Annotated in this window: 40 protein-coding genes; 39 read left to right on the top strand and 1 reads right to left on the bottom strand. The window is 36.0% G+C overall.

What is annotated here, in order from left to right; translation table 11 throughout:
• Positions 1-30 precede the first annotated feature (30 nt).
• Positions 31-645, bottom strand: a complete 615-nt coding sequence (locus EGT49_RS03695) for a LexA family protein (protein ID WP_135371641.1) — start codon at positions 643-645, stop codon at positions 31-33.
• Between the two features lie 190 nt (positions 646-835).
• Here EGT49_RS03695 and EGT49_RS03690 point away from each other — a divergent pair, with 190 nt between their 5' ends.
• The 39 genes from EGT49_RS03690 to EGT49_RS03510 all read left to right on the top strand — a co-directional run bounded on the left by EGT49_RS03690 (position 836) and on the right by EGT49_RS03510 (position 26,111).
• Positions 836-1,072, top strand: a complete 237-nt coding sequence (locus EGT49_RS03690) for a helix-turn-helix domain-containing protein (protein WP_135371639.1) — start codon at positions 836-838, stop codon at positions 1,070-1,072.
• A gap of 51 nt (positions 1,073-1,123) precedes the next feature.
• Positions 1,124-1,888 (top strand): Rha family transcriptional regulator, encoded by a 765-nt coding sequence (locus EGT49_RS03685; RefSeq protein ID WP_135371637.1) that lies wholly within the window; start codon positions 1,124-1,126, stop codon positions 1,886-1,888.
• Positions 1,888-2,127, top strand: coding sequence for a hypothetical protein (locus EGT49_RS03680; protein ID WP_135371635.1), 240 nt, complete (start codon positions 1,888-1,890; stop codon positions 2,125-2,127). Before EGT49_RS03685 ends, EGT49_RS03680 begins: the two co-directional genes overlap by 1 nt.
• 27 nt (positions 2,128-2,154) lie before the next feature.
• Positions 2,155-2,280, top strand: a complete 126-nt coding sequence (locus EGT49_RS12700) for a hypothetical protein (protein WP_281275444.1) — start codon at positions 2,155-2,157, stop codon at positions 2,278-2,280.
• Positions 2,281-2,290: 10 nt separating this feature from the next.
• Positions 2,291-2,452 (top strand): hypothetical protein, encoded by a 162-nt coding sequence (locus tag EGT49_RS12425; protein ID WP_167849744.1) that lies wholly within the window; start codon positions 2,291-2,293, stop codon positions 2,450-2,452.
• A 28-nt stretch (positions 2,453-2,480) separates the two neighbouring features.
• Positions 2,481-3,167 (top strand): hypothetical protein, encoded by a 687-nt coding sequence (locus EGT49_RS03675; RefSeq protein ID WP_135371633.1) that lies wholly within the window; start codon positions 2,481-2,483, stop codon positions 3,165-3,167.
• Positions 3,168-3,179: 12 nt separating this feature from the next.
• Entirely contained in the window at positions 3,180-3,425 is a 246-nt protein-coding gene (locus EGT49_RS03670) for a hypothetical protein (protein WP_135371631.1), read from the top strand.
• On the top strand, positions 3,412-3,669 hold the full coding sequence (locus EGT49_RS03665) for a hypothetical protein (protein ID WP_135371629.1): 258 nt from the start codon (positions 3,412-3,414) through the stop codon (positions 3,667-3,669). Before EGT49_RS03670 ends, EGT49_RS03665 begins: the two co-directional genes overlap by 14 nt.
• Before the next feature lie 15 nt (positions 3,670-3,684).
• The gene (locus tag EGT49_RS03660; protein ID WP_135371627.1) at positions 3,685-3,873 is read left to right on the top strand and encodes a hypothetical protein; all 189 of its coding nucleotides are present in this window, start codon (positions 3,685-3,687) and stop codon (positions 3,871-3,873) included.
• A gap of 35 nt (positions 3,874-3,908) precedes the next feature.
• A complete protein-coding gene (locus EGT49_RS03655) occupies positions 3,909-4,406 on the top strand; it encodes a siphovirus Gp157 family protein (protein ID WP_135371625.1) in 498 nt (165 codons plus the stop codon).
• 117 nt (positions 4,407-4,523) lie between these two features.
• Positions 4,524-5,777, top strand: coding sequence for a DEAD/DEAH box helicase (locus tag EGT49_RS03650; protein ID WP_135371623.1), 1,254 nt, complete (start codon positions 4,524-4,526; stop codon positions 5,775-5,777).
• Positions 5,774-6,508 carry an AAA family ATPase gene (locus EGT49_RS03645; RefSeq protein WP_135371621.1) on the top strand — a complete coding sequence of 245 codons (735 nt, stop codon included), beginning with the start codon at positions 5,774-5,776 and terminating at the stop codon, positions 6,506-6,508. Before EGT49_RS03650 ends, EGT49_RS03645 begins: the two co-directional genes overlap by 4 nt.
• Before the next feature lie 2 nt (positions 6,509-6,510).
• A complete protein-coding gene (locus tag EGT49_RS03640; RefSeq protein WP_135371619.1) occupies positions 6,511-7,086 on the top strand; it encodes a hypothetical protein in 576 nt (191 codons plus the stop codon).
• A gap of 65 nt (positions 7,087-7,151) precedes the next feature.
• Positions 7,152-7,979: a bifunctional DNA primase/polymerase gene (locus tag EGT49_RS03635; RefSeq protein ID WP_135371618.1), complete on the top strand. Its 828-nt coding sequence runs from the start codon at positions 7,152-7,154 to the stop codon at positions 7,977-7,979.
• Positions 7,972-9,216 (top strand): virulence-associated E family protein, encoded by a 1,245-nt coding sequence (locus tag EGT49_RS03630; protein WP_135371616.1) that lies wholly within the window; start codon positions 7,972-7,974, stop codon positions 9,214-9,216. The genes EGT49_RS03635 and EGT49_RS03630 overlap by 8 nt, the downstream gene beginning before the upstream one ends.
• A gap of 288 nt (positions 9,217-9,504) precedes the next feature.
• A complete protein-coding gene (locus EGT49_RS03625) occupies positions 9,505-9,849 on the top strand; it encodes a VRR-NUC domain-containing protein (RefSeq protein ID WP_135371614.1) in 345 nt (114 codons plus the stop codon).
• A 21-nt stretch (positions 9,850-9,870) separates the two neighbouring features.
• On the top strand, positions 9,871-10,185 hold the full coding sequence (locus EGT49_RS03620; protein ID WP_135371612.1) for a hypothetical protein: 315 nt from the start codon (positions 9,871-9,873) through the stop codon (positions 10,183-10,185).
• A 222-nt stretch (positions 10,186-10,407) separates the two neighbouring features.
• Positions 10,408-10,875 carry a hypothetical protein gene (locus EGT49_RS03615; protein WP_135371610.1) on the top strand — a complete coding sequence of 156 codons (468 nt, stop codon included), beginning with the start codon at positions 10,408-10,410 and terminating at the stop codon, positions 10,873-10,875.
• 16 nt (positions 10,876-10,891) lie between these two features.
• Positions 10,892-11,296 carry a hypothetical protein gene (locus EGT49_RS03610; RefSeq protein ID WP_135371608.1) on the top strand — a complete coding sequence of 135 codons (405 nt, stop codon included), beginning with the start codon at positions 10,892-10,894 and terminating at the stop codon, positions 11,294-11,296.
• The gene (locus tag EGT49_RS03605) at positions 11,293-11,523 is read left to right on the top strand and encodes a hypothetical protein (protein WP_135371606.1); all 231 of its coding nucleotides are present in this window, start codon (positions 11,293-11,295) and stop codon (positions 11,521-11,523) included. Before EGT49_RS03610 ends, EGT49_RS03605 begins: the two co-directional genes overlap by 4 nt.
• A gap of 59 nt (positions 11,524-11,582) precedes the next feature.
• Positions 11,583-12,029, top strand: a complete 447-nt coding sequence (locus EGT49_RS03600) for a transcriptional regulator (RefSeq protein WP_135371604.1) — start codon at positions 11,583-11,585, stop codon at positions 12,027-12,029.
• Between the two features lie 672 nt (positions 12,030-12,701).
• A complete protein-coding gene (locus tag EGT49_RS03595) occupies positions 12,702-13,046 on the top strand; it encodes an HNH endonuclease (protein WP_135371602.1) in 345 nt (114 codons plus the stop codon).
• Between the two features lie 136 nt (positions 13,047-13,182).
• Complete coding sequence (locus EGT49_RS03590) at positions 13,183-14,436, top strand: hypothetical protein (protein ID WP_135371600.1); 1,254 nt, start codon at positions 13,183-13,185, stop codon at positions 14,434-14,436.
• Positions 14,429-15,130 (top strand): hypothetical protein, encoded by a 702-nt coding sequence (locus tag EGT49_RS03585; protein WP_135371598.1) that lies wholly within the window; start codon positions 14,429-14,431, stop codon positions 15,128-15,130. Before EGT49_RS03590 ends, EGT49_RS03585 begins: the two co-directional genes overlap by 8 nt.
• 6 nt (positions 15,131-15,136) lie before the next feature.
• On the top strand, positions 15,137-15,316 hold the full coding sequence (locus EGT49_RS03580) for a hypothetical protein (protein ID WP_135371596.1): 180 nt from the start codon (positions 15,137-15,139) through the stop codon (positions 15,314-15,316).
• Between the two features lie 57 nt (positions 15,317-15,373).
• The gene (locus tag EGT49_RS03575) at positions 15,374-16,771 is read left to right on the top strand and encodes a terminase large subunit (protein WP_135371594.1); all 1,398 of its coding nucleotides are present in this window, start codon (positions 15,374-15,376) and stop codon (positions 16,769-16,771) included.
• Between the two features lie 73 nt (positions 16,772-16,844).
• On the top strand, positions 16,845-17,306 hold the full coding sequence (locus tag EGT49_RS03570) for a capsid assembly scaffolding protein Gp46 family protein (protein WP_135371592.1): 462 nt from the start codon (positions 16,845-16,847) through the stop codon (positions 17,304-17,306).
• A gap of 4 nt (positions 17,307-17,310) precedes the next feature.
• Positions 17,311-18,204 carry a phage major capsid family protein gene (locus EGT49_RS03565; protein ID WP_135371590.1) on the top strand — a complete coding sequence of 298 codons (894 nt, stop codon included), beginning with the start codon at positions 17,311-17,313 and terminating at the stop codon, positions 18,202-18,204.
• Positions 18,205-18,206: 2 nt separating this feature from the next.
• Complete coding sequence (locus EGT49_RS03560) at positions 18,207-18,515, top strand: hypothetical protein (RefSeq protein WP_135371588.1); 309 nt, start codon at positions 18,207-18,209, stop codon at positions 18,513-18,515.
• Between the two features lies 1 nt (position 18,516).
• Positions 18,517-18,933, top strand: a complete 417-nt coding sequence (locus EGT49_RS03555; RefSeq protein ID WP_135371587.1) for a phage Gp19/Gp15/Gp42 family protein — start codon at positions 18,517-18,519, stop codon at positions 18,931-18,933.
• Positions 18,896-19,234 (top strand): hypothetical protein, encoded by a 339-nt coding sequence (locus EGT49_RS03550; protein WP_135371586.1) that lies wholly within the window; start codon positions 18,896-18,898, stop codon positions 19,232-19,234. Before EGT49_RS03555 ends, EGT49_RS03550 begins: the two co-directional genes overlap by 38 nt.
• On the top strand, positions 19,227-19,469 hold the full coding sequence (locus EGT49_RS03545; protein ID WP_135371585.1) for a hypothetical protein: 243 nt from the start codon (positions 19,227-19,229) through the stop codon (positions 19,467-19,469). Before EGT49_RS03550 ends, EGT49_RS03545 begins: the two co-directional genes overlap by 8 nt.
• Positions 19,466-19,798, top strand: coding sequence for a hypothetical protein (locus EGT49_RS03540; RefSeq protein WP_135371584.1), 333 nt, complete (start codon positions 19,466-19,468; stop codon positions 19,796-19,798). Before EGT49_RS03545 ends, EGT49_RS03540 begins: the two co-directional genes overlap by 4 nt.
• A gap of 12 nt (positions 19,799-19,810) precedes the next feature.
• Positions 19,811-20,380, top strand: coding sequence for a phage tail tube protein (locus EGT49_RS03535; protein ID WP_135371583.1), 570 nt, complete (start codon positions 19,811-19,813; stop codon positions 20,378-20,380).
• 2 nt (positions 20,381-20,382) lie between these two features.
• Positions 20,383-20,646, top strand: coding sequence for a hypothetical protein (locus EGT49_RS03530; protein WP_135371582.1), 264 nt, complete (start codon positions 20,383-20,385; stop codon positions 20,644-20,646).
• Between the two features lie 143 nt (positions 20,647-20,789).
• Complete coding sequence (locus EGT49_RS12770) at positions 20,790-21,011, top strand: DUF5361 domain-containing protein (protein ID WP_342772225.1); 222 nt, start codon at positions 20,790-20,792, stop codon at positions 21,009-21,011.
• A gap of 3 nt (positions 21,012-21,014) precedes the next feature.
• A complete protein-coding gene (locus EGT49_RS03520; RefSeq protein ID WP_135371580.1) occupies positions 21,015-23,678 on the top strand; it encodes a phage tail protein in 2,664 nt (887 codons plus the stop codon).
• A 4-nt stretch (positions 23,679-23,682) separates the two neighbouring features.
• Positions 23,683-24,435, top strand: coding sequence for a hypothetical protein (locus tag EGT49_RS03515; RefSeq protein ID WP_135371579.1), 753 nt, complete (start codon positions 23,683-23,685; stop codon positions 24,433-24,435).
• Positions 24,432-26,111: a phage tail spike protein gene (locus tag EGT49_RS03510; RefSeq protein ID WP_135371578.1), complete on the top strand. Its 1,680-nt coding sequence runs from the start codon at positions 24,432-24,434 to the stop codon at positions 26,109-26,111. The genes EGT49_RS03515 and EGT49_RS03510 overlap by 4 nt, the downstream gene beginning before the upstream one ends.

The following is a 26,111-nucleotide window of genomic DNA, read 5'->3' as shown; positions in this document are numbered from 1 at the left end:
CATAAATATATATTTAATGAGTTCAGTATATCAGAGGTTAGTAGTATAGCGAATGGCCTTGCCTAAAATTCTTACGGGATTATCTGAAGTAATAATAATTGGACTGTAATCTTTATTATCAGGCATTAGCATAATCATATTGCCTTGGTGTTTTACTCTTTTCAAAGTTGCCTCAGTGTCACTATTAACTAGGACTGCAGCTATTTCATCGTCCTCAACTTCTGGTTGCTCTCTAATTAAGACATTGGAGCCATTAGGGATGGTAGGCTCCATGGAATGTCCCTTAGCTACTAAGTAAAATACGGTACCACTTGGGAGCGAGTCCTCAGGCTCCTCCAAATATCCTTCTATATTTTCTTCTGCAGTTATTGGATCTCCACATGCAATTTCGCCTAGTATAGGAATCATTACAGTTTTATGCTTAGGAGATTGAGAGTTATCGATATTCAATAAATAATCAGGTTCTATATGAAATGCTTTGGCAAAATCATTTACGCGATTCAAAGGGAATTCTCTTGTTCTATTAAAATATCTGGAAACAGCTGATTTAGCCATACCGGTTCTGCGTGCTATTTCACTTATAGATAAATTTTGTTTTGATTTTAAATCATCTAATATATTCATAATTTCATTGTTAGTTCTCATAATTTTCTCCTAAAACTATTTAAATACTATGTTTCCTTAATATGTTTCTATTATATCATCGTTCCCAAAAGAATCCAATATATAGGAATAAAACATCTTTATGTATTTAATTTAGTAAAAGGTGTTGACAAACGAGAACATAACCTTTATAGTAAGTATCGTACTCGAAAGAGAACGGAGGTGATTGACAATGACAATCAATTTGAGAAGATTAAAAGCAGAACGAATTGCAAAAGGAATCACACAAGATCAAATGGCGAGTTACATGGGCTGGAGCACAAGAACACCCTATGCAAAACGTGAAAATGGTTTCGTATCGATTGGTGCTGATGAATTAGCTAAAATGGCCACCATCCTTGGATTCTCAAGGGATGAGCTCGGGATTTTTTTTACAAATGACGTTCCCAATAAAGAACGGATTCATTGATTGAAAAATATAGTTGCGAATCAAAAGTTTTAGGAAGGGAAAAAATAAATAATGAACAACTTAGTAATTATGAAAGATCAGCAAGCAGTAACTAGTAGTTTACAAGTGGCAGAGAATTTCGAAAAGAGTCACAAGCATGTTTTAGAAGCGATTGATAACAAAATTCAATCAGCCGAAAATTCGGCCGATTACAAAAAGATGTTTTGCGAAGGAACTTATCAAGATACTCGTGGAAGAAATCAAAAAATGTATTACATGAACAGAGATGGTTTTACATTTATCGCTATGGGATTTACAGGAGCTAAGGCAGATACATTCAAACTTAAATATATTGAAGCTTTCAATCAGTTGGAAGAAGAGCATAAGCAACACCAAATTGACACAGAGGAATTAAGCCCAGAACTTAAAATGTTCAATCAAATCTTTAAATCAGTGGCCAATCAAGAGTTAGAAAATAAGAAACTTAATCATAAAGTTGATAATATCGCTGAAATCGTTTCATTAAATACAACCGATTGGCGTAAGACATCTCAATCAATTATTAGAAAGATTGCTTTAGCTCAAGGTGGTTACGGAGCTTACAAAGAAGTTGCTAGTGATGCTTACGCTGAAACTGATAGACGTGCCGGAGCTAATTTGAAGATTCGACTTACAAATTTGAAGAAAAATCGACTGGCAAATGGGATGTCAAGAAGCAAAGTAGATAAGACTAATAGGCTGGATGTAATTGATGGTGACAAGCGACTTAAAGAAATCTATATGTCTGTAGTTAAAGATTTCGCTATTAAAAATAAAGTTTGGGAGAACGAATACTAATGGAATCCACACAAACAAGACAGCCAGGGCTAAACGATGAACAATTTAGCGAGCTAAAGAAAATCGTCGTTCAAGTTGTATCACGTAAATGGCTAAGAACTAAAGACTTACCAGGCTATTTAAATATGGCTGATAGCACAATTAGAGAAGTCTTGCCAGGATTACCATTTCATCTGGTAGGCACAATAAAACTTTATGATCCGAACGAAATTGACGAATACATCAAAAACTTAAATTAAAAAAACTAGCGTGGGAGTATAAATTTTATGAGAAGTATTCCAGTACCAATGATTATATGGTTACCAATCTTAGTCTGGTTCGTGACTTACCAGCTTACTAAGGCTGGTGGATTAAAAAAGTGGCTAAAAAAATATACAGATTTCTATTCATAGGAGGTTTTGAATGAATGGATTTGATGACTGGCTACAAGATGAGCCACAAGAATCACAAGAAGTAAACGAAGTAGGCGATTGTGAAGCCTATGACGTAATGATTGACGATAAATTAACGGAGGATAAACGAAATGAGAGGGCCAAAAATGAAAAGTATTTTCGAAACAATTGATTCAGAAACTGGCGTGCCAGGAGTTTACTTGGACAAAATGAGCAATGGCTTTGTAGCAGCATTTCCAAAAGTAATAAAAGGCCAGAGAAAAATGAAGTGTCAAACCTTTGAGGAAAGCTTACGAGTTAGAAATTCAGCTTATAAAGTCTACAGAAGCATGGAGCCTCAAAGTGCAAAAGTGATTCTGTCAAATATCAGCAAATCTGAATTATTAAAAATGACTAAACCAAGTGAAGTTCAAAGTGTGATTGACAAATATATGTCAAGAAATCAGAGGAAATCAACTACTTTGAAAGCTCAGAATAAACCGGCTAGCAATCGTGTTTTATTAATTCCACGTGAGTTTGAAGCTTTGGGAAAGAAAGTCATTGAGTATAAAAATCGTAACACTGAGCTGTCTTACATTTTTAAATTCATAGCTGACAGGTATGATCGCAATTCACCGCTTAACAAAATGTATTACGAAAGTATGCGAAACAACGGTAAGTCAAGACGAGAAATGGACAAGCTCATAGTTAATATTTTTTATTCAAGCCAAATTGAGTTTGAAGAGCCAAAATTTCGATTAAAGTTTTCTGACAATCAATATCTAAAGACTAAAGATGGAAAATTTGAAATTGTTAACAAGGAAAAGGCTCAACAATTCTCAGAAAATCAGTTAATCATTCTTAACAAAACATTTTCAATCGACAAGTTCATAAAAGAAGAAGTTTAGGAGGATATCACAATGGAAGAATTAAGTAAGTTACTTGATGAACACAAACGTATCAGCAGAACGATTGAATATGATGGCTGTTTGATGAGTGAACAGCGACAGCTTCATGCTAATGCTGAAACTGATGATGACAGAGAAGCTTATTTCAATAGCATTCTCAGACTTCAAGAAGAATCAGACGGAAACGAGAGAAAATGTGATTTGATTGAACAATCAATTGTTAAATTATTTGAGGAGGCAGCTAATGGCAATAAATAAAGACGTGACAGCGATTGAGAATGCCTTAGATGAGTTCGTTCGAATTGGCGAAGAGATTGGACGAACAACTGAACAAATTGAATCATATGAAGCTGATCACTACGTGGAAAGTGTACAAGGAATTAATAACGAGTCACTTCACTATAATATCGAGCGTTTAAAACATCATAGGGATGACTTGATGATTGATAAGGCTAGAGCTGAAACAGTAGTTAGAGAAGCGTTTGAACACTACTACTCATAGAATGGAGGTGAGAGCATGGTAACAATCAGTGAACACGTCAACAGGGTGATTATGGCTTCAATCCACTACCGCAACAGACAACTTTTATTTCGATGGATTATGTCTGATCGTAATCGTGAGAAATATCATGAAGCTGCTAGAAAATTAGAGCAACAAAAAAACGCCTGTCTAACGGCAATTAGTAAAGGCGCATACATTAAATAAATTCAATTTAATTATACCACGAGAGGGGAATAAAGATGAGTGAAACTATGTGGGATTTAACTGGTAAAGCATTATCACTAGTTGAACACGCTGAGGATATTGATCCAACTGTTTTTAATGACACCTTAGATTCTTTAAGGGAACCGATTAAAGAAAAAGCCGTCAATATTAAGAAGGTTGATGACGAACTAGATATCCAACAAAAGGCTATTCAAGCCAAAATTGATGGAATCAATAAGAAAACTGATGTTTTAAAATCTCGAATCAAGACTATTCAAAGTAAGAGAGATGTTTTAAAAGACAGCGTATTGAATGGTATGAATGCTGCTGGTATCAGAAATATTAAAACAGACGATACAACTATCTTTACGACTGAAAGAAAACACTACGAGTATCAAGAAGATAAGATTCCAGCTTCGTATTATAAGCCTAAATACATTTTAAGCAAAGCCGAAGTCAAAAATGATGTAAAAGCTGGTAAGAAAATTCCTGGAGTAATCGAATCAGTCAAGCAGACGGTGATTTTTAAATAATGTTTCAATTAAGAGATTACCAATTAGATGAACTACAAAAAATCTATAATTCATTTGATCATGGACATCGTTCAATAATTGTACAATCCCCTCCCTAGAACTGGAAAAACAGTTTTAATGGCCGAAATCGCCCGCCGTGCAACAGACAAGGGCAACCGGATATTGTTCATGGTCCATCGTAAGGAAATCGTAGATCAGGTAATTAATACTTTTACGTCCCAGGGTGTAAACATGAATCTCGCAACTATCGGAATGGTTCAGACATTAACTAGAAGAGTGGATAAATTACAAACTCCCAAAATCATATTTGTTGATGAAGGCCATCATGCCACCGCTAAGAGTTATAGACGAATCCTTGATAAATTCCCACAAGCCTTAAAACTATTGTTCACAGCCACACCATACAGATTAAATGGCGAAGGATTTGAAAGTGTCGCTGATGATTTGATACTAGGGAACTCAATAAAACAATTGATTAAGGATGGATTCCTAGCACCAGTCGATTACTATGCCCCGGTTCAATTAGATACTAGCCAATTAAAAGTAAAACGTAATGGTGAGTTTGATGAAAAATCTATTGAGGAAGCATTCAAGCCTAAAGTTTATGGCAATGCCGTTAAAACTTTCAAGAAGTTAGGTGGCAATAAACAGGCTATTGCTTATACGTACAATGTTGCAAGTGCTGAACGTCTGGCAAGTGAATTGAATAGTAATGGAGTAGTAGCAAAAGCCGTTAGTGGAAACACTCCCAAAGATGAACGGGATTCAATAATTAATGATTACCGAAATGGAAAGATTCAAGTAGTTACCAATGCTGAACTTTTTACGGAAGGCTTAGATCTACCGAATGTAGATGTAGTAATTATGCTACGTCCTACGCAGTCACTATCACTCTATTTACAGTTCGCTATGCGTTGTATGAACCCACGCAAAGGTAAGACAGCAATCATTATTGACCACGTTGGAAATGTTAATAGGTTTGGACTACCGACTGAACCACATCATTGGAAATTAGAAGGAAATAAAAAAGAAAAGTCTGATCACTCCAGAGATGAAATCAAACCGGTAACAACTTGTCCTATGTGCTTTGCAACATTCTATCGTAAGGGTGATAAATGCCCGTTCTGTGGAGCTAACTTAGTAGAAGAAAAAGAATTAGAAGTAGTTGAGGACGCCAAGCTTGAAAAGGTCAAAGAAGAACGACTTCGAAAAGCACACATGATTATGAACGGTGGTCTAGCTGCCAAAGTAGCAGATAAGACGCCAAACCAATTGAAGAATATGGCAGAGATAAAAGCATTTGCTGAATTCAAAAATTACAAAAAAGGATGGATTTATTACTACGGAAAGAAAAGAGGATTTATTAAATGACTATACTACCAAAAAACGAACCGCATCAACCGCACAACACCCCGAGAAACTTCTTTATCTGGGGTGCCACTATGAGTGGAAAAAGTTATTTAGCTTCATATTTTCCAGATTCAATTGTATTCAGTACTGACGGCAACGAGAAGAACTCTGGAACACGTCCAACTATTGCATTACTTAATAAGGTTAATTCTCAAGGAAAAATTACTACGTCTGTAATTGATATTTTGGATAAGTATATTCTCGCCTTACGCACTGAACAGAATACATTCAAGACTGTAGTGATCGATGTCATTGAAGACGTAACAGTATTGATTGAACAGGCAATATGTATGGAAGCTCATGTTAAGTCATTGTCCGACATTCCTTATGGAAAAGGATACTCAATGTTTAATTCTATGCTCCAAGAATTGGTTATGAACCTTAAAGCACTACCTATGAATGTAGTTTATATTAGTCGTGAAGATACACGTTCTGATAATAACGAACAGCCAGTACCAGTTCCTGCGTTAAAACAAAAATATTACAACGTTGTAAATGGTAACTGTGATTTAGTTATCAGAACTCAACATTTAGGAAAGAACTATATCCAAACAGTTACTGATATCAGACGAAAGTATAAACAATCTGAAATTGATGATCCACAGATTTTAAGAATTTTAATGGCAATACCAGGAGCATTAGTCAAAGACGTGCCCGCACAAACACAAACAAATAATAAGGATGGTAAATAAATATGAGTTTAAGAGATAGAAAGAACGCATTGGAAGCACAAGGATTTGATCCTAAGAAAGACAAAATCAATGGATATGAAGGACTACCAGCAGGCAAATATCACATGCTGACAGAAGCAATTTCACCTTCTAAATTTGGTCAATTATCAGTTAGAGCACAAGTAATCGAAGGGGAACACAGCGGACAAAACGAATTCATCAATGTCAGCTTAGATGAAACAAAGAGAAATGGTGAACCTTTACCAGATTTCATTATTGATAGAAATATTAAAACAATTGCAAGTTTGGCAGCAGTGTTAGGCGTAGCACTATCGGACGAAGCATGGGATGACATTCAAGAAATGGCTGACGAGTTCCAAAAAGGTGAAGGTAAACAATTCAATATGGATCTAAAACTTAAAGAAAACAGGAACAATCCTGCATATCCATACAAGACTTATGAATTTGAAGAGGTTGTCGAAGACCCTTACGAACAAACAACACCAGATGTAACAGAAGAAGAATTACCATTTGGCAACACGCCAAAGGAAGATACACCGCAGGCTCCACTTGATGAAAATGGCGAACGTCCATTTTAGAAATTAACAAGTGCAGTATCACTTGAACATGCCGAATGGGTGGAATGCCCAAGCGGGGAGGAAACATGAAAAATTTAGTTAATTATGCAGTGGCATATGCGCACAAAGGCTTAAGCGTACTCCCTATGTTTAATAAGAAACCATTGATTAAATTCGCTGATCAGCCTGCCCTGAATGAAACGGAAATCCGTTCATTATGGAAAAAGTATCCGTTTGCTCAAATAGCAATAAGAACTACTGATTTTTTTGTTATCGACATTGATACAGCCGATGCTCATGGAAAAGATGGATTTAAATCAATTGATGAGTTTGAACACAAGGATTTATTGATACCAACTCTCGAACAGAAAACAGCCAGCGGTGGTAGGCAGATGATTTATTTCAAACGTAAGGATATTGATGTGTCGCAAAACATCGGATGGTTACCAGGTGTTGACGTTAAGGCACATGTTAACAATTACATTGTTATTGCTCCAAGTGAACATAGGGGCGAGAAATACGAATGGTTGAATCAAAATCCAATCGTAACTCCAAGCCGAGAATTAATTGAACTAATAAATCAACGTGCCACAGGTACATCGCATTATGTCGGCAAACAAACATATTCGACAGAGAAAACTGCCACATCAGAATTGTTTGAAGAGATCGTTAATGGATTGGGCGAAACGGGTGGAAGAAACAACGCTCTAGCCAGTTTCATCGGCGGGTTACTGTTTCGAAACGTAGAAGTAGAAACAGCTTATGAATTAGGTAAATTGGCTAATAACAATACACCTAAGTCATTACCACCAAAAGAGTTTGAAAGAACTTTTAAATCGATGGTCAACAAAGAATTAAAGAGAAGGGAGATGGCTACTAAAATTGGATCCAGAGTTGAAACAAAGCATGGATAAATTATCCAAAATGCAAAAAGAGAATAAAGTTGTTAAAATGCCGATAAATTTCGCATTGAATGCAAAGGGTGATGTGAAAGCAAACAGTATAAAAAATGTCGGTTTGATTTTAGAACACGATAAAACATTAAGAGCGGTGTTTGCATTCAACGACTTCACGCATGAAATTGGAGTAGTCAAAGATGTTCCATCACTTCACATTGATAAGGGACAAATGTTGGATGATTACGACCCTTCAATACTTCGATACATTGAAGACAATTATGGGATATTTTTTAATCGTAGTTTATTGCAAATGGCAATAGTCAATGACGCCAGAAAGAGAAGATATAATCCGGTAGTCGATTATTTCGACTTTGTATACACGGAGTGGGACGGAAAAAAACGTGTAGCCGATTTACTACCCGATTTTCTTGGGGTTGAAAAATCAGATATTACAACATTGATCACAAAGATTTTCTTTACCGGAGCTGTCTCAAAAGCCTATGAACCTGAAACTAAGTTTGACTTTGTTCTTGATCTAGTAGGAGGACAAGGAGCTGGTAAAACTACATTCCTTAAAAAAATGGCTCGCGAATGGTATACAGACCAGTTCACTGATTTCAAGGATAAAGATAATTTCAGTGTCATGTTACGGTCTTTGATTGCTAACGATGACGAAATGACCGCAACAAACAATAGTAGTTTCGAATCATTGAAGAAATTTGTATCAGCACAAGAGTTAGAGTTCCGTCCACCGTATGGACATGAATCAATTCGATACGACAAGAACTTCGTTTTAGCAAGAACTACTAACGAAATGACTTATCTAAAGGACCGAACGGGTGAACGTAGATTCCTTCCCGTCAAAGTAAATGCAAGCAAACAAAAAAAGACCCCGTTCGATGATTTGGATGATGAACTTATTAATCAGTTATGGGGCGAATTTGTTTCATATTATCAGCATGGATTTACGTTTGGATTAACTAAGACACAAGAATCTATTCTGTCTAAGCATCGTGAAAACTTCATGTATGTAGATGAAGTAGAAGCACAGATTGAAGAATTTCTTCAAAGCTATCCAGATAGTTTTGTTAGCAGTAAACAGATAGGTAAATATCTTGGCGAAGACAATCTTGTTAAAAATCGTAGACTATCGAAAAAGATTAAGTACGTGATGGATAACAAGTCGAATTGGTCCGCTGTCGTAAAAAAAAATAATGGTAAAACGAAAAGAGGGTATGAAAAGTTACACTAGGTTACACTAAGTTACACTAAAAAGTGCCTTAGTGTAACCGCTGAAAGCATTGGTACTCTAAGTGTAAACTAAGAGAGGTTACACTAACTACACTAATTATACTTAATAACTTATATATTTATATATAAGTACACACTACAAGGGAAAAGAAAATTTAGTGTAACCGTAACTTTTAAGGGTCAATCCATTGAGCGAGTAAGGATAAGCATGTGTAACCTTTAGTGTAACTTAGTGTAACCTTTCGCTGTAAGTACTGATGCAATGCGATTTCTTAGTGTAACCCAACTTATGAATAAATCAGAGCAAGAAATTCAAAATGATATCCGTGTTGCTGTGAGTTTAGACCATTGCAAGGTGTTTAGAGCCAACGTTGGTAGTATTCGATTACCAAACGGTCGATATTTTCAAACTGGATTACCATCTGGCTATCCAGATTTACACGGGTATAAAATTTCAAACGGTAAAATGTTTTATCTTGAAATTAAAACACCGACCGGTAGACCTAGACCAGACCAAATACAGTTTCATAATCAATTGATGTCTGATCATATCATTCACGGTATAGCACGAAGCCCAGAAGATGCTTTAAAAATAATTGATGAGGAGTTGGTTGGATATGGATTCAAATCATAATGAGTGTGGAGGAACAAGAAAATGACTGATTCAATATTGAAGATGGTTCAAGCGATTGAAGCTGATTATGGAACAGACTATACACTTTGGCCTGAAAATGATATCAGATTGAAAAAAATACATGAGTGGTACATAAATCATCCCGATAAACAAAAGAAAAATTTGTCAGAAACTGATATTCTAAGAATTCAAGAATTGCTGGATACACAAATGCAGAAGAAAAAAATTTGTGAGATGTTTGAAATTAGCCCGGGAAAGTTAATACGTGATATTAAGATGGGGATTTTAGACGACACAAAGTGGAAAGCGGGCAAGGAGACAAACAATGAATTATGAAAGAATCTATAAGTCATACATAAGGTCAAAATTTAGTGATGAATGCCACAATATTGTTCGAGCTATCATGTATATCCAAAAACATTTTTATGCCATGCCAAAAGAGTTTCGAAATGCCGACAGAGAGCTTAGTGATCAGACTAAGAACAGAATAATTCAATCAATTCTGCGGGAAGATGAAATGGACCCCGACCAATTCGAGAGAGAAGAGGTGACTGAATAATGACAAGTATAGTACCGCTAGTTGCGGAGTGTGAAGCTGAGTTTGGAAGTATCAAACAAACGCCTATCAATGATAAACGACTAGTTAAAGCTAGAAAATTTCTAAATCACGGTGTTGATCCATTCGAAAATATCGAAGTTGATTTTGATGTAGACGCTGCTCAAAAGATGCTTGATAAAGGACTTTATAAACAGGACATCGCTGAATTTCTCAACACTAAGCCCTATAAGATTAATAGATTGATTTATAAAGGAGTGCTCGATGATTCGAAGTGGTTGAAAAATAAGTCTGACCCAAAAACTTGTAGATATGTGTTTTATAAAAATGGTGATTATCAAATGCGTGGAACGATGAAAGAAATTTCAGCATTGACAGGAATTTCAGTCAGCAGTCTTAAAGGCTTTAGAACTAATGAATATAAGAAGAGAAACCACAGAATTAGATACCGACTTGTAGAAATCGATTAAATTGGAGGATAAAAATATGAGAATTTTAAAAGGATATAGTAAGCGAGAACGTAAGGAACTAGAGGAAGCTAAAGACAACAATTTTGATAATGCTATTGATTTAATTCGCGGAATCGCTATTGACGACGATGACTGTACCTCTTTGAATAATAAGTATATGAATGAATGTTCTGAAGAGGATAATCAATTAGCTAAGGACATTGTAGATTTCTACTGTGGTAATGCTAAATTTCCTGAGCAAAAGTATTATGTGCAACTGATTAAAGTCAATGAAAACTCTTATCTAACTATTAATCCAGATGGAGTATTGGGATTAGGCAGCCGTCTTGAAATTAACGGCGGGAAAACCAAGTTTACACGTGACGAAGTTGTTGCTATTGATCCAAGACTTGTGCCATTTATGGAAGAGGTGGAGAAATGAAAGCAAAAAAATTAGCACCAATTCCAATGAAATCAATTCTAAATAGTCGTTGTAACATCCGCGACGAGATGACAATAGGTATTAGTGAAGAAGATGTTGAAGAACTCTTAGATCAGTTTGATATTGATGATTGGCAGGTGGATGAAGTTATAAAACGTGCAAGTATATTAGCTCCCGTTGATGCTTTCGATAAAACTATCACACCTGTCGTTTGGGAGGAAGACTAATAAGTGAAGCAAAATAATAGGTCTTTCCAAATAGATTAAGTGAAATTCAAACGTTAATAATGGGGAGAGTGAGCATTATTAAATTAAGACCAGATATAAGAAGTAGGTGTGAAAGTATTCTCAGGGACTATCCTAGCGTAGATGGCTATATTTTAGATAGAAAACGTGAGCTTGCTTGCCAACCACACGAAGATGACGAGAATGTTGGGGGCGGTAGAAATTCTAAAATATCACGCCCACAAGAAACGTACGTTATTACGCTAGAGCAGGATATGCGTTTAAGAATGCTAGAGAATCAGAAGAAAGCAGTGACTGATTGCTACTTAGAAACTGACGAGGACACGAGGACTATTATTAGAGAATTGTATTTCAAGAAACATCCGACGTATACGATCAGTGGATTGTCGATTAATCAAAAAGTTAACGTGTCGATAGCAACCGCTAAACGTTTGAGAACTAGATTTTTAATTGAGTTATCTGAAAAGCTAGGCATGTTTGAACCTTAATGCTTTAAATTGAGCCAAACGTGAGCTTTTCGACGGTACTTTTAGTAGTAAATTAGTAACATGGATGATTGATAGAGATACCAGCCATTCAAATAATAAATAATGTCCCTTTAATCAAACTTTTTAAACGACATTTAATATTAGGCTACGGAAACCTAATATTGAGTATAGATGGTCACGGTGACACTGATAGAGGTCAAATAATACATAACGATACTATTAATTATATCGTTGCTCTTATCAGTCTAGGTTCGACTCCTGGCATCTATGTTGTGTGGAAACACACAAAATATTGTTAAATTTCGATATAAAAATCCTCATAAATGACTGGTGATGATAAAGCTGGTCATGCTATGTGGATGCATGGCTACTGTTAAGCAAAAAAATTCGCCCTTTGGATCATTACATAATAATTGTAGACATTCCTTTTTTGAATACCAACTTGTTTCTAAGACTTAGCAATCCGGTTCGATTCCGGATATCCACATATTAACTAAGTCACTCTTAACGGGGTGACTTTTTATTTATTGGTGGTTCGAACCCTGGTACCCGCTTTTAAATAGACCCACCCCCATCATTGTTTGGACCACCCACTATCAATTAGACCGGTGGTCTTTTTTAATACCCCCATACATAATTAACTCCCACCCATATAGAAAGGAGCCTACCCATATGGCAAAGCGTAGAGCAGACCAGACCGGACAACATAGAGTTGCATTCGATAAGAACAAGAAGATAATCCTGAAGACACAGAATGTTTGTGGCATTTGTGGACGCCCCGTTGATAAACGATTGAAGTATCCTGATCCAATGAGTCCAGTTATTGATCACATCATACCGATAAACAAAGGTGGTCATCCATCCGACATAGACAACCTGCAGCTCGCTCATTGGTCATGTAACAGACAGAAGTCAGATAAGTTATTTAACAATAAAGAAATTAATTTAAAAGATAGTAAAGTGGTTGGTAACCGCAACTTGCCGCAGTCTATTAATTGGACCTCCTATCACTCCTGACGGATTTTAGGAGGCTTTAAAGGTATTGAACCTTATGACGATTAGAGGGGGGCATAGGGACCCCTACGGCGTTCTAGCCGTGGTTCACGCCGTCACTGTACATATTTTTTCATGAATTTTGAAAGGAGTTGATGGAATGGCATATAAAGGAATTGATTACCTTAGAAATAAGCTATCAAATAGGCGTTCTAGGGTGAATATGAGATATAAACAATACGCGATGAAATGGCAAGATTTAGATCCAGGCGTTACCATTCCGCTTGAAATTAAATCTAAGTATCGTTCAGTTCTTGGATGGTGTGCTAAAGGTGTTGATTCTTTGGCGGATAGATTAGTGTTTAGGGATTTTGATAATGATGATTTTGAGGTTAACGAAATCTTCCGTGCTAATAATCCTGATGTATTTTTTGATTCTGCAGTTTTATCAGCGCTCATTGGTTCGTGTTCATTCATTTATATATCAAAGGCTAATTACCAGGTTCGACTACAAGTAATTGAAGCAAGTAATGCGACTGGAATCATTGATCCAATTACCAATCTGCTAACTGAAGGATATGCGGTTTTGAAACGTGATGACTTTGGAAATCCAATTTCCGAAGCCTATTTTTTACCAACTGAAACTAGATTTTTAATTAATGGAGTAGAATCGGTAGTTCCTAATCCAACAAATCATCCATTATTGGTTCCAATTATCCATAGACCTGATGCGGTTCGACCATTTGGACGTTCTAGGATAACTAGGGCGGGAATGTATTATCAAAGATATGCAAAACGAACTTTGGAACGTGCAGATATTACTGCTGAATTTTACAGCTTTCCACAGAAATATGTTCTTGGAACTAGTCAGGATTCTGAACCAATGGATTCATGGAAAGCCACTGTTTCAAGTATGTTGGAATTTACTAAAGACTCCGACGGAGATAAACCGGTTGTTGGTCAATTTACAACATCTTCCATGACACCATTTACAGAACAGCTTAAAACTGCAGCTGCTGGTTTTGCTGGTGAGATGGGTTTGACAATGGACGATTTAGGATTTGTTTCTGATAATCCATCGTCAGTTGAAGCCATTAAAGCCAGTCATGAAAATTTAAGACTTGCCGGACGTAAAGCACAACGATCACTTGGAAGTGGTTTTCTCAATGTCGCTTATTTAGCCGCTTGTTTACGTGATGATTATTCTTATGAACGTAAAGAATTTGTTAAAACCGTGCCAAAGTGGGAACCATTGTTTGAAGCTGATGCCAATATGCTTTCACTAATTGGAGATGGAGCTATTAAATTGAATCAAGCAATACCTGGATTCATGGATAAGGAAACAATTCGTGAAATAACGGGTGTTAAGGGTTCTGATTCTGCACCAATAGAAACTGGTGATGATAATGGATAAAGACATCGTCCCAGGACTTTTAGCAGCTATTGATCAATACTTCATTGAAACGAATGCCAATTCAAAGGAATTAAAGCGATTGGTTGAACTTCAAAAAAGTGGAAAAGCTGACTACAAAGAAGTAAATGAATTAGCGATTGAAATTGGCAAAAACATGAGTGCAGCATTAAAGAAATATGTTAATGCTGAATCGTTACCGGATGAGAAGTTCTATTTTAATATCGCTAATCGATTAATTAACAAATCTTTAAAAACTAACTTCGGTATTGTTACCGGCTATTCTTCGGACGTGCAAAAATCTTTGAATGAACAAGCTAATCTTCACTTAAAAGCACAAGTTCCCGAATTTAATCAAGAAAAAGCTAAGGGCTTGATTGAAAAATTGGTTCATGCTGAAACTTTTGATGATGTTGCGTGGTTATTGGATGAGCCAATTGTGACATTCACGCAATCCATAGTTGATGATTCAATTCAAAAAAATATTGAGTTCCAATCTAAGGCAGGATTGAAACCACGAATCACAAGAACGCTTGTTGGAAAAGGCTGTGACTGGTGTCGAAATTTGGCAGGTTCATATCTTTATAGCGAAGCACCTGATGAGATTTATCAAAGACATGAAAGAGATCGTTGCATTGTTAACTATCATCCAGGCGATGGTAGAAAACAAGATGTATGGTCAAAAGATTGGAGATAAATACATATGAGTAAAAGAAATTTAATAATTTATTTTGATTATGATGTTGAAAAGAGATTTGAAAATGTCAGAGAAATAAATACCCATGATGGAACCTTAGAATTCTATTATTGGAATGAATTTGGTAATCAGTCAAAAGCTCAATATGATATGAGTAAGTTATTGGGTTTTGTATACGAGATTTAAAATTTTGACCCAAGCAAGTCGTAAAAAGGCGGGTAACAAGATTGAAAGGGGAAGATGATGAATACTTCAGTTAAATTAGGTAATCAGATTCCCACTCAATCGGTAATTCTTCCATTTACTAAATCCTTATATAAAAATGCGATTGAAAATTATGAGAAATCAGGGCGTAAAGCTCAAGAATGGCAAGTAGAACTTGCTAAGGATTTATTCGCGGTTAACGATGACGGTCTTTGGGTTCATACGAAATTTGGTTACTCTATCCCACGTCGTAACGGGAAAACAGAATTAATTGTGATTCGTGAAATTCAAGGACTTCTAAACGGCGAACAGATTCTTCATACAGCTCATAGAACCACAACTAGTCATTCATCTTGGGAAAGAGTTCTGAAACTGTTGGATAAGGCTGGCATTAAATACAAGTCTTTGAAAGCCGTCGGACGTGAACGGATTGATATCCCTGAAACTGGTGGACGTGTGGAATTTAGAACTAGAACTTCTACCGGTGGACTTGGTGAAGGTTTTGATTTGTTGGTTATTGATGAGGCTCAAGAATATACGACTGATCAAGAATCAGCATTGAAATATGTCGTTACTGATAGTGATAACCCACAAACTATTTTCTGTGGAACACCACCAACGCCACTTTCTTCAGGAACCGTTTTTGTTAATTTTAGAAATAGTGTTTTGGAAGGTAAAACAGAAAATGCTGGATGGGCTGAATGGTCAGTTGAAGATCAATCAGATATTCATGACCGTGAACTTTGGTATAAAACTAATCCATCACTTGGGACAATCTTCACTGAACGTTCCATCCAAGATGAAGTCGGTAGTGATGAAGTCGATTTTAATATCCAGCGTTTAGGGCTTTGGATTAAATATAATCAAAAGTCTGCAATTTCAGAGAATGAATGGAATGAATTGAAAGTTCACTCATTACCCGTTTTTCAAGGACAATTGTACGTTGGTATCAAGTATGGTAATGATGGTGCTAATGTTGCCATGAGTGTGGCAGTCAAAACACTTTCTAATCATGTTTTCGTTGAATCGATTGATTGTCAATCAGTCAGAAATGGGAATAGTTGGATAGTTAAATTCTTGCGAAGCGCTGACATCAAACAAGTGGTTATTGATGGTGCTAGTGGTCAAAATATTTTGGCGAGTGAGATGAAAGACTTTAGATTAAAACCGCCAATATTACCAACAGTCAAAGAAGTTATCAACGCCAACAGTATGTGGGAACAAGGGATTTATCAACAGTCGATTTGTCATAATGATCAACCATCATTAACGTTAGTGGTAACTAACACTGCCAAAAGAAATATTGGTTCAAGTGGTGGATTTGGATATAAGTCGCAATTTGATGATGTGGATATTAGTTTAATGGATAGTGCTTTATTAGCACATTGGGCTTGCGCTAATGACAAGCCTAAGCAAAAACAACAGGTGAGATATTAGGACGTTTAAGATGTCTTTTTTATTGCCGAAATTACCGAACCACCGGGAATAGTGGGAGAAAGGATATTTAATTATGTCAGAATTTAAAGCTATTGAAACACAAGAACAATTGGATAAAATCATCCAAGAAAGATTGAATCGTCAAAAAGAAAGCTATGAAAAAAAGCTTTCTGATTATGACAATTTGAAGAAAGAAAATACTTCACTTCAATCAGCCATTAACGAAAATAAGGAAAAGTATGCAAACTACGATAAGAATCTTGAAGAATTAAATTCAAAGATTTCTGGTTATGAGATGGATAATCTTAAAACTAAAATTGCCATGGAGAATAATATTCCTTACAACCTTGCTAGTAGGTTAGTTGGTGATGATGAAGAAAGTTTAAAGGCTGATGCTGAACGTTTATCAGGATATATGAAGCATGGTGAACCAGAACCACCGCTTAAAACTACGGAATCTGGTAAAGATTCGGTATCAAAAGAAAACGAAGCATATTCAAATATGCTAAATAATTTAGGATTAGAAGGAGAATAATATAATGACACTTTCAAAAGGAAATTTATTTGAACCACAATTGGTAAGTGACTTGATTACAAAAGTCGAAGGTAAGAGTTCACTTGCATTACTATCAAAACAAGCACCAATTCCATTCAATGGACAAAAGGAATTTACTTTCACAATGGATTCAGATATTGATATCGTTGCTGAAAACGGTAAGAAATCACATGGTGGTGTATCACTTGCACCAATGACTATCGTTCCAATTAAAGTAGAATATGGTGCGCGTGTGTCTGATGAATTTATGTATGCTGCTGATGAAGAAAAGATTGATATCTTGAAATCATTTAATGATGGCTATGCTAAGAAACTTGCTCGTGGTTTGGATCTAATGGTTTTCCATGGTATTAACCCACGTACAAAAGAAGCATCAACTGTTATTGGCGATAACAATTTTGATAAAAAGGTTACTCAAACTGTTGATTTTACAAAAGGCAATCCAGATACAAACATTGAAACAGGTGTATCACTTATTCAAGGTGCAGAAGGTTCAATTTCTGGTATGGCTATGGACCCAGCATTTTCAGCAGAATTAGCACAAATGAGAACTGCAGATGATAATAATGTACGCCTATTCCCTGAATTGGCATGGGGTGCCAACCCTGGTTCAATCAATGGACTACAAACAGATATTAATAATACTGTTTCTGGTGGTACTGATGATTTGGCTATTCTTGGTGATTTTGCTAACTCATTCAAATGGGGATATACAAAACAAATTCCACTTGAAGTAATTCGTTATGGTGATCCAGACAATTCAGGTAATGATTTGAAAGGATATAACCAAGTTTATCTTCGCTCTGAAACATATCTTGGTTGGGGGATTATGGATGCTAATAGTTTCGCCCGTATTGTTAAACCAGCGGAGGCTTAATTATGGAATATAGAAATTTAAAGACTGGCGCTGTTATCAATGTGAGTTCTAAAATTTCTGGTGAAAATTGGACCTTAGTTGAAAACGAAAAAAAGCCAACTAATAAGAAACCAAGCCCAAAAAAAATACCGCCTAAAAAGGTGGTTACCAAAAAGGAACCAGTAAAAAAGGTGGTTGCCAAAAAAGAGCCAGCAAAGAAAAATGAAATTACTAAAGCCAAAATTATGCAAGAATTAGATGCGTTTGGAATCAAATATGATTCTAAATCTTCCAAGGATGAACTATATCAACTCATGATTGAAGGTGGCTAATATGGCTGATTTCGCGACTACAGAAGACTTAGAAATATTGTGGAGAGCTTTAAAGCCAGGCGAAGAAGAACGTGCTAAGAGCCTTTTAGAAGTGGTTTCTAATTCACTAAGAGTTGAAGCAAAAAAGTATAATAAAGACCTGGATAAAATGGTTGAAGATGATGCTTATGCTAGTGTTGTTAAATCCGTGACTGTTGATGTTGTTGCTAGAACTTTGATGACATCCACAGACCAAGAACCAATGACACAAACTAGTGAAGCAGCACTTGGATATTCTTGGAGCGGTTCATATTTAGTTCCAGGTGGCGGATTATTCATCAAAAATTCAGAATTAGCCAGATTAGGTTTTAAACGTCAAAGAATGGGAGTGATTGAACCTTATGACACGAATTCATGGAATCACGGTTATTTTATTTGATAAGGTCAAAACTGGCGTAGATGGCTTTGGAGAACCCATTTATGAAGAACGTCCTATTGATATTGATAATGTTTTAGTTAGTCCAGCATCAACTGACGACGTTACTAATCAGCTAAATTTGACGGGTAAAAAGGTTGTTTATACTTTAGGGATTCCTAAAGGTGACAATCATGATTGGACTAATAAAGTGGTTCAGTTCTTTGGTCAAAGATGGCGAACAGTCGGAGTTCCACTCGAAGGAATTGAAGATATGATTCCTTTAAATTGGAACAAGAAAGTGACGGTGGAACGTTATGAGTAAGAAATTCAAATTTAAGCTTAATCACGCCGGAGTTGGTCAATTATTAAAATCTTCAGAAATGGTTGATGTTCTTGAAGAAAAAGCTACTGAAATCCGTAACGGTGCCGGTGATGGTTACGCTCAAGATACTTATATTGGTAAAAGCCGTGCTAATGCTATGGTTTATGCTGATACATATCAAGCTAAAAAGGATAACTACAAAAATAATACATTGTTAAAGGCGGTGCAGAAATGATAGAGGTCATAATTAAAAATTATTTAGACAGTCATTTAGATGTACCGTCTTTTTTAGAAAGACCAGAAAAGCCACCGAAACAATATATCTTGATTGAAAAAACTGGTAGCTCAAAAAATGATCATATTAATTCGGCAACTTTGGCATTTCAAAGTTACGCAGAATCTTTGTTTGAAGCTGCCACTTTGAATGAGAAATTAAAAAATGCTTTGGAAGAACTGATCTACGAAGCGAATGTAAGTAAAGCCAAATTAAATACTGATTACAACTTTACTGATCCAGAAACAAAAGAATATCGCTATCAAGCGGTCTATGATTTTACATTTTAGGAGGAAGAATAAATGTCAGATACACAAAATGTTTCAACTGCTAAACCAAAAATTGGTGGTGCAATCTATACAGCACCATTAGGGACTAAGGTTCCAACTGATGCGACATCAGAATTAGATGTAGCATTTAAAGAATTAGGCTATATTTCTGAAGATGGATTTGTAAATACAAATACACCCGACTCAGATTCAATTAATGCTTGGGGTGGTGATACTGTTGCAGTTATCCAAAATAGTAAAGAAGATACTTTCCAATATACATTGATTGAATCTTTAAATGTTGAAGTTTTGAAGGAAGTTTATGGAAAAGATAATATTACTGGCGATTTGGAAACTGGTATTTCAGTCAAATCAAATTCTAAGGAATATGAGCCACATATCTTGGTAGTTGATATGGTATTAAAGAATAAAGTTTCGAAACGAATCGTGATCCCTAACGGTACTATTTCGGAAATGGGCGATATTACATACGCTGATGGGGATGCTGTTGGATATGAAACCACGTTGACTGCTTCGCCTGATGAATCTGGTAATAGTCACTATGAATACATTCAAAAATCAACGACTGGTGAGGAGGCATAATAGTGCTTAAAGGAAAAACAAAATCAGGGTTTAGTTATCAAATTTCACAAGAACGTTTGGATAACTATGAATTAGCAGAAGCAATTGGTGGACTCGAAACCAATCCATTAGAACTGATTAAAGTTGTTAATCTGTTGTTAGGTACAAAGCAAGCTAATAAATTAAAAGACCATCTTCGTGATAAAAACGGTTTGATTCCAAGTGAAAAAATGTCGAATGAAATTCAAGAAATTTTTGAAGCACAATCACAATTAAAAAACTCTTAATCCTTGCCAAAATGATAAGGACTGACGAAGATGCGCTGAAGTGTGATCTTGCTGAAACATACGGAATCTTTGATTATAGACAGCTACCAGCGACAACGGTAGCTGTCTTTTCTTGTGGTTTAAAGGACGATTCAAGAATACAGATGATTCTAAATAATCAGCGTGTTTCACTTGATAGAACGATTTTGATGACCATTTCAGACCGTTTAGCGCTACTTCTTTGGTTCAAGACTAAGGATGGTCAGAAAGGCAGAAATAAACCACCGTTGTGGTCATCAATATTTAATGACTCAAAAGAAACCGCAGCGTTTAATTCTGGCGAGGAGTTCGAGAAAGAAAGAAAAAAACTTTTGAAAGGAGGATAATATATGGCTACAGAATTAGGAAAAGCTTACGTTCAAATTGTGCCTTCCGCTAAAGGTATTTCAGGTGCTATTGGTGATGAGTTAGATCCCGAAGCAACGGCAGCCGGTGAATCCGCCGGTTCTAAAATGTCTTTAGGAATCAAGGCTACTTTAATGGCTGGTGCAGCGGCAATCGGTGCAGCGGCAACTAAAGCTATTGGTGCATCTATTAGTGAAGGTGCCAAGCTACAACAATCACTTGGTGGTGTAGAAACGCTATTCAAAAAATCAGCCGGTAAGGTTAAGAAATATGCTGACGTTGCTTATAAAACTGCTGGTATGTCCGCTAATGACTATATGGAAAACGTAACTAGCTTTAGTGCCAGCTTGTTGCAGTCACTTGGTGGCAACACTGGAAAAGCCGCTAAAGTGGCCAACATGGCAATGATTGATATGTCTGATAATGCCAACAAATTTGGTAGTAATATGGGAGATATCCAAAACGCTTATCAAGGTTTTGCCAAGCAAAATTACACCATGTTAGATAACTTAAAGCTAGGCTATGGTGGTACCAAAACAGAAATGCAAAGATTGTTAAAAGATGCTACAAAGCTAACTGGTGTTAAATATGACATCAATAATTTGTCTGATGTTTATAAAGCTGTTCATGCTATTCAAGAAAATCTTGATATTACTGGTACAACTGCTAAAGAAGCTGCTTCTACTTTTAGTGGATCGTTTGATTCAATGAAAGCAGCAGCACAAAACTTACTTGGTAAATTAGCATTAGGTCAAGACATTCAGCCATCTTTAGAAGCACTTGGAGAAACTACTTACAACTTTTTTGTTAATAATTTTCTTCCAATGATTGGGAATATTCTTAAAGGTATTCCCACTTTAATCGGTGGATTTTTTAAGAACATCAAGTTGCCAAAGCTTGATATAGGCGCATCAGTTAAAACTGCTTTTGCTGTTTTAGGCGCCTTTACGGTTCCAACCGGTTTAAAAATGCTTGGTGGAATCTTCAGCAAACTAAGTTTCGTGGTTAAACCTTTAGCTGGAATATTTAGTGGATTCACGGGAGCATTAAAACCTATCACTGGAATCTTCAGTGGTTTGGCTGGTGTAGTTAAAGGAGTGGCAAGTGGATTTTCTTCGTTCGCTACTTCAATTTTAAAAATTGGTACTGGTGTTGGTGTAGCAACTGCAGGTTTAGCAGCACTAGCTTTAGCAATCACACAATTGGCTAGTACCGGTGACGCAGGTGTAACTGCAATGGCGGCGTTTGGTTTGACTGTTGGTGGATTAACTGCAGTATTTGCTTTGGCAGCACCCGCTTTACAATCTGGTGCTTTGGGTATTGCAGCATTTGGTGCAGCATTGCTTTCAGCTGGTGTTGGTATTGGTATTGCTACTGCTGGAATTAGTTTAATGGTTGGTAGTTTTGCGCTATTAAATCAATCATTCGTCCAATTAACTACCGTATCAAGTCAGTTACTTCCAATGTTTACCAATTTAGGTTTGGGATTAAGTACCATGATGACAAGTTTTCTAACTTCAGTCATTACTAATATGCCTTTAATTGTTCAAGCATTTGTGGCTTTAGGAAGTGGAATTTTAACCTCTATTAACACTTTGATGCCACAATTGATAACTACCGGTATGAACATGATCATGTCACTTTTGAATGGAATAAATTCAAATATTGGAAAGATTATATCTGTATCAGTTCAAATTATTACCAAGTTTATTGGTGGTTTAGCTAACGGGTTACCACAAATTTTAGCTAAAGGTGTTGAATTTATTGTTAATTTGTTTAATGGAATTGCACAATCTTTACCAAAAATTGTGGCTTCAGCAGTTAGTGTCGTGACTACTTTCGTTGAATCGGTCGGTGATAATTTAGGGCGGGTTGTTGCTGCAGCTCTTGATTTGGTCACTAAATTTGCTGATTCAATCATCAATAATCAAGCTAAATTAAGTCAAGCAGCCACTAAAATTATTCATGCTTTTGTTACATCCGTTGGTACAGCCATGGGGACTATTATCAGTTCCGGAAATAAATTAATTGGCTGGTTTGTTGATGGTTTGCTTCAAGGTTTAGGTAAATCACAAAATGCTGGTAAAAAGAATGCTAACGCCGTTAAGGCTGGTGCTAAAGCCGATTTACATTCAAACGGTCATGCAATCATGAGTAGTTTTCTAAGTGGTTTGAAGTCAATGTGGGGTAGTATCACTTCATTCGTTGGAAAAATTGGCCCATGGATTAAATCTCATAAAGGTCCAATTTCTTATGATAAAAAGTTATTGATTCCCGCTGGTCAAGCTATTATGGGCGGTTTAAATAATGGACTAAGTGCAGCTTTTGAAGATGTCAAATCAAATGTTAATTCAATGTCTGGATTCATTAATGATGAAGTGAACAGTTCCATTAATGACATTGGTGTTAATCCTGGTCAAATCAGCAAGGTTTCAAGTGTGAAATTTGATGATATTAACGCTAAAAATGATTCAACCATTGTTAGCCAATTGAATGAAGTCATGTCATTGCTCAATGGCTTGAATAATAAAAATCAAAATTACCAAGTTGTTTTGGATAACAATGTTTTGGCTGGTGAATTAACACCTAATATTGATAGAAATTTAAGTGATGCGTGGCGTAAAAATGACGGAAAGATAGGTAGGTGATAATTTGATTGATAGATATTTTACTTTTAACGGCAGAACTTCAAAAGACTTTAATTTATTGATCCAGAATAATTTTGAAGTTGAACCAGGTGGAACAGATGTCAGTTATACTTCCATTCCTGGAAGAAATTTGGATATTGTTAATCCTAATAACCGTTATAATAATGGAACTTTAAAATATGAATGTTACATCGATATTCGATGGTTTAATCACTCGTTTTATAAGGATTTATCCGAATTAAAGCGTGATTTAGTTTATTGGCTAGAAGTCAGTGAGAATTACAGCGGATATTCCAAGTTGATTGATAACTTAGACGAGAATTATTACTATCTTGCACGGTTATCCAAAACACCTACTTTATCTTATTCAAGTCCAGAAACAGCCACATTAACAATTGAATTTGATATTGGACCGACAAAATTCAGAGTGGATTCACAGAATTATCAACCAATTGTATCCGGAGATATGCTTTTGAATCCTGAACCACTTTCTAGCTATCCAATAATCAAAGTAAAAGGAACAGGACCATTTAATTTAACTTTGAACGGCGTAACTTATAAGATTATCGAACTTGGTGGGCTAACTTATATTGATTCAACAAAACACCGTGTTTATGATGATTCAAAACTAAAAAACGATGTGGCTGTTTTTCCCAATTATCAATATCCAGTTTTAAATTATGGGAAGAATACGATTAGCTGGGATAATGAATCAGCTGAAGTTTCTATTTTACTGAATTGGAGGGCGTTAATATGAGTTACCTCGAATATCCAGTGCTATTTGAAAGTTCTGAATCAGACTTCACAACGCAAGGAATTGGCGTTTTAACCGATTGTTTAAGCATTGAAGTTACCAACGAATTTAATGAGTTACCAGAACTAAAACTTGATTACCTTGCAACTGGCGATATTGCTAATGAGTTGATTAAATACCGTATTATTATGGCTGACGTTGGTGAAGGTTATTTAAAACAACTCTTTAGAATTGATAGCGTTAAGAAGTCGATTGATAACAAAATCGAAGTAACGGCTAGTCATATTCTTAATGATTTGAGTTATAACACCTTAAAACAAAACATTAATGCTTCAGCAGTTACTCCGGTAGCTGCTTTTAATTTGCTCAAAAATCAATTGGAACAGCCCGAACCAAAACTAAAAATGATTTCTTCAATCATTGGAACAACCAACATTAGTTGGGATATGACTAAAATTGATAACGCTAAAAAGGCTTTGGGTGGTGCTAATGGTTCACTGCTTCAGATGTTCAAGGGTGAATACCTATTTGATAATTATACGGTGCATTATGAACGAAACATTGGTACTAAAACCGGAAAAGTTATTGAGTATGGAAAAGATTTAGTCCAGGTCAATCAAGAAGAAAATATTGAAGAAACTTACAACGCTATCAAGCCATTTTCTAAAACGGGTTCCGGTAATGATGAAAAATTAATATATCTTCCTGAACGGATTATCAAAACTAATAGCAACTTTGAGAAATTAAGAGTTTTAACTAAAGATTTTTCACAAGATAAAATCGAAACCGTTGATCAATTACGTTCTAGAACTAATCGATATATTTCTGATAATAAAGTGGGCATCCCTAAAGTTTCTTTGACGTTTGAAATTGCAGATATCAAAGATGATTTAGGTTTTGTTGATGAATTAAAAATGGGTGATGAAGTTACTGTTTTCTTCGCCAATTTGAATATTGATACAACCGCTAGAGTTATCAAAACGGTGTGGGATGGCTTACTTCATAGATACAAAACTGTATCTATTGGAGATAAGCCAACAACGACATCTGATTATCAAAGTAATCAAAATGAACATATTGATACAGTTGATAAGAATGTTACTGAAGTATCTAAAGATGTTTCTGATTTAAAAGCCAGCGATAAAGATAAACAGCGGTTGATGGACGAATTGAAGAAAAATGTTAACAATACTAGGGATGACATGCTGGGTTATATCAACGGAAGCGGTCGCGATGTCATAAGATTCCTTCCCGATAGAGAAAATCCGACAGATATTGTTGCTAGTGAAAACGGCGGTAACTACGGAATGCGTTGGAACTCTAAAGGCATCTATTATGATGGAAAAGGAACTGTGGCTATTGATAACCGTGGTAACGTCTATGCTGATAATTTTGTGGGTCAAAATATCACTGGAGTTCATATTCGTGGTGGAGAAATTAGTGGTGTAACCATTAGTGGTGATACAGATATATCAATGGGTTCTGGATCGAATAGAACATCCATTACAAGCTATGGCATTTCGACAAATAATATGACGGTTCATCAAATTGATGGCATTAGAGCAATGAACATAGAGTCGGGATATCTAATGATTAATGGGGCTAAATTAACCGGTGATGGCTCTGGAAAACTGTACATGGGTGGACTAAGAATTTTAAATGAAAGCGACTTGAAATAA

The sequence above is a fragment of the Companilactobacillus suantsaicola genome (assembly GCF_004745525.1).
Lineage (GTDB): Bacteria > Bacillota > Bacilli > Lactobacillales > Lactobacillaceae > Companilactobacillus > Companilactobacillus suantsaicola.
This window is presented reverse-complemented; position numbering and strand designations above follow the sequence as displayed.

Bases quoted from the DNA above. Each gene is read 5' to 3' on its own strand.
- EGT49_RS03680 (WP_135371635.1), top strand. From the start codon at position 1,888: ATGGAATCCACACAAACAAGACAGCCAGGGCTAAACGATGAACAATTT.
- EGT49_RS03695 (WP_135371641.1), bottom strand. From the start codon at position 645: ATGAGAACTAACAATGAAATTATGAATATATTAGATGATTTAAAATCA.
- EGT49_RS03690 (WP_135371639.1), top strand. From the start codon at position 836: ATGACAATCAATTTGAGAAGATTAAAAGCAGAACGAATTGCAAAAGGA.
- EGT49_RS03625 (WP_135371614.1), top strand. From the start codon at position 9,505: ATGAATAAATCAGAGCAAGAAATTCAAAATGATATCCGTGTTGCTGTG.
- EGT49_RS03535 (WP_135371583.1), top strand. From the start codon at position 19,811: ATGTCAGATACACAAAATGTTTCAACTGCTAAACCAAAAATTGGTGGT.
- EGT49_RS03565 (WP_135371590.1), top strand. From the start codon at position 17,311: ATGACACTTTCAAAAGGAAATTTATTTGAACCACAATTGGTAAGTGAC.
- EGT49_RS03655 (WP_135371625.1), top strand. From the start codon at position 3,909: ATGAGTGAAACTATGTGGGATTTAACTGGTAAAGCATTATCACTAGTT.
- EGT49_RS03640 (WP_135371619.1), top strand. From the start codon at position 6,511: ATGAGTTTAAGAGATAGAAAGAACGCATTGGAAGCACAAGGATTTGAT.
- EGT49_RS03520 (WP_135371580.1), top strand. From the start codon at position 21,015: ATGGCTACAGAATTAGGAAAAGCTTACGTTCAAATTGTGCCTTCCGCT.
- EGT49_RS03635 (WP_135371618.1), top strand. From the start codon at position 7,152: ATGAAAAATTTAGTTAATTATGCAGTGGCATATGCGCACAAAGGCTTA.
- EGT49_RS03685 (WP_135371637.1), top strand. From the start codon at position 1,124: ATGAACAACTTAGTAATTATGAAAGATCAGCAAGCAGTAACTAGTAGT.
- EGT49_RS03560 (WP_135371588.1), top strand. From the start codon at position 18,207: ATGGAATATAGAAATTTAAAGACTGGCGCTGTTATCAATGTGAGTTCT.
- EGT49_RS03650 (WP_135371623.1), top strand. From the start codon at position 4,524: ATGGCCGAAATCGCCCGCCGTGCAACAGACAAGGGCAACCGGATATTG.
- EGT49_RS03605 (WP_135371606.1), top strand. From the start codon at position 11,293: ATGAAAGCAAAAAAATTAGCACCAATTCCAATGAAATCAATTCTAAAT.
- EGT49_RS03555 (WP_135371587.1), top strand. From the start codon at position 18,517: ATGGCTGATTTCGCGACTACAGAAGACTTAGAAATATTGTGGAGAGCT.
- EGT49_RS03540 (WP_135371584.1), top strand. From the start codon at position 19,466: ATGATAGAGGTCATAATTAAAAATTATTTAGACAGTCATTTAGATGTA.
- EGT49_RS03615 (WP_135371610.1), top strand. From the start codon at position 10,408: ATGACAAGTATAGTACCGCTAGTTGCGGAGTGTGAAGCTGAGTTTGGA.
- EGT49_RS03600 (WP_135371604.1), top strand. From the start codon at position 11,583: ATGGGGAGAGTGAGCATTATTAAATTAAGACCAGATATAAGAAGTAGG.
- EGT49_RS03660 (WP_135371627.1), top strand. From the start codon at position 3,685: ATGGTAACAATCAGTGAACACGTCAACAGGGTGATTATGGCTTCAATC.
- EGT49_RS03645 (WP_135371621.1), top strand. From the start codon at position 5,774: ATGACTATACTACCAAAAAACGAACCGCATCAACCGCACAACACCCCG.
- EGT49_RS03545 (WP_135371585.1), top strand. From the start codon at position 19,227: ATGAGTAAGAAATTCAAATTTAAGCTTAATCACGCCGGAGTTGGTCAA.
- EGT49_RS03580 (WP_135371596.1), top strand. From the start codon at position 15,137: ATGAGTAAAAGAAATTTAATAATTTATTTTGATTATGATGTTGAAAAG.
- EGT49_RS12770 (WP_342772225.1), top strand. From the start codon at position 20,790: ATGATTCTAAATAATCAGCGTGTTTCACTTGATAGAACGATTTTGATG.
- EGT49_RS03550 (WP_135371586.1), top strand. From the start codon at position 18,896: ATGACACGAATTCATGGAATCACGGTTATTTTATTTGATAAGGTCAAA.
- EGT49_RS03610 (WP_135371608.1), top strand. From the start codon at position 10,892: ATGAGAATTTTAAAAGGATATAGTAAGCGAGAACGTAAGGAACTAGAG.
- EGT49_RS12700 (WP_281275444.1), top strand. From the start codon at position 2,155: ATGAGAAGTATTCCAGTACCAATGATTATATGGTTACCAATCTTAGTC.
- EGT49_RS03665 (WP_135371629.1), top strand. From the start codon at position 3,412: ATGGCAATAAATAAAGACGTGACAGCGATTGAGAATGCCTTAGATGAG.
- EGT49_RS03670 (WP_135371631.1), top strand. From the start codon at position 3,180: ATGGAAGAATTAAGTAAGTTACTTGATGAACACAAACGTATCAGCAGA.
- EGT49_RS12425 (WP_167849744.1), top strand. From the start codon at position 2,291: ATGAATGGATTTGATGACTGGCTACAAGATGAGCCACAAGAATCACAA.
- EGT49_RS03510 (WP_135371578.1), top strand. From the start codon at position 24,432: ATGAGTTACCTCGAATATCCAGTGCTATTTGAAAGTTCTGAATCAGAC.
- EGT49_RS03620 (WP_135371612.1), top strand. From the start codon at position 9,871: ATGACTGATTCAATATTGAAGATGGTTCAAGCGATTGAAGCTGATTAT.
- EGT49_RS03595 (WP_135371602.1), top strand. From the start codon at position 12,702: ATGGCAAAGCGTAGAGCAGACCAGACCGGACAACATAGAGTTGCATTC.
- EGT49_RS03585 (WP_135371598.1), top strand. From the start codon at position 14,429: ATGGATAAAGACATCGTCCCAGGACTTTTAGCAGCTATTGATCAATAC.
- EGT49_RS03570 (WP_135371592.1), top strand. From the start codon at position 16,845: ATGTCAGAATTTAAAGCTATTGAAACACAAGAACAATTGGATAAAATC.
- EGT49_RS03590 (WP_135371600.1), top strand. From the start codon at position 13,183: ATGGCATATAAAGGAATTGATTACCTTAGAAATAAGCTATCAAATAGG.
- EGT49_RS03575 (WP_135371594.1), top strand. From the start codon at position 15,374: ATGAATACTTCAGTTAAATTAGGTAATCAGATTCCCACTCAATCGGTA.
- EGT49_RS03630 (WP_135371616.1), top strand. From the start codon at position 7,972: ATGGATAAATTATCCAAAATGCAAAAAGAGAATAAAGTTGTTAAAATG.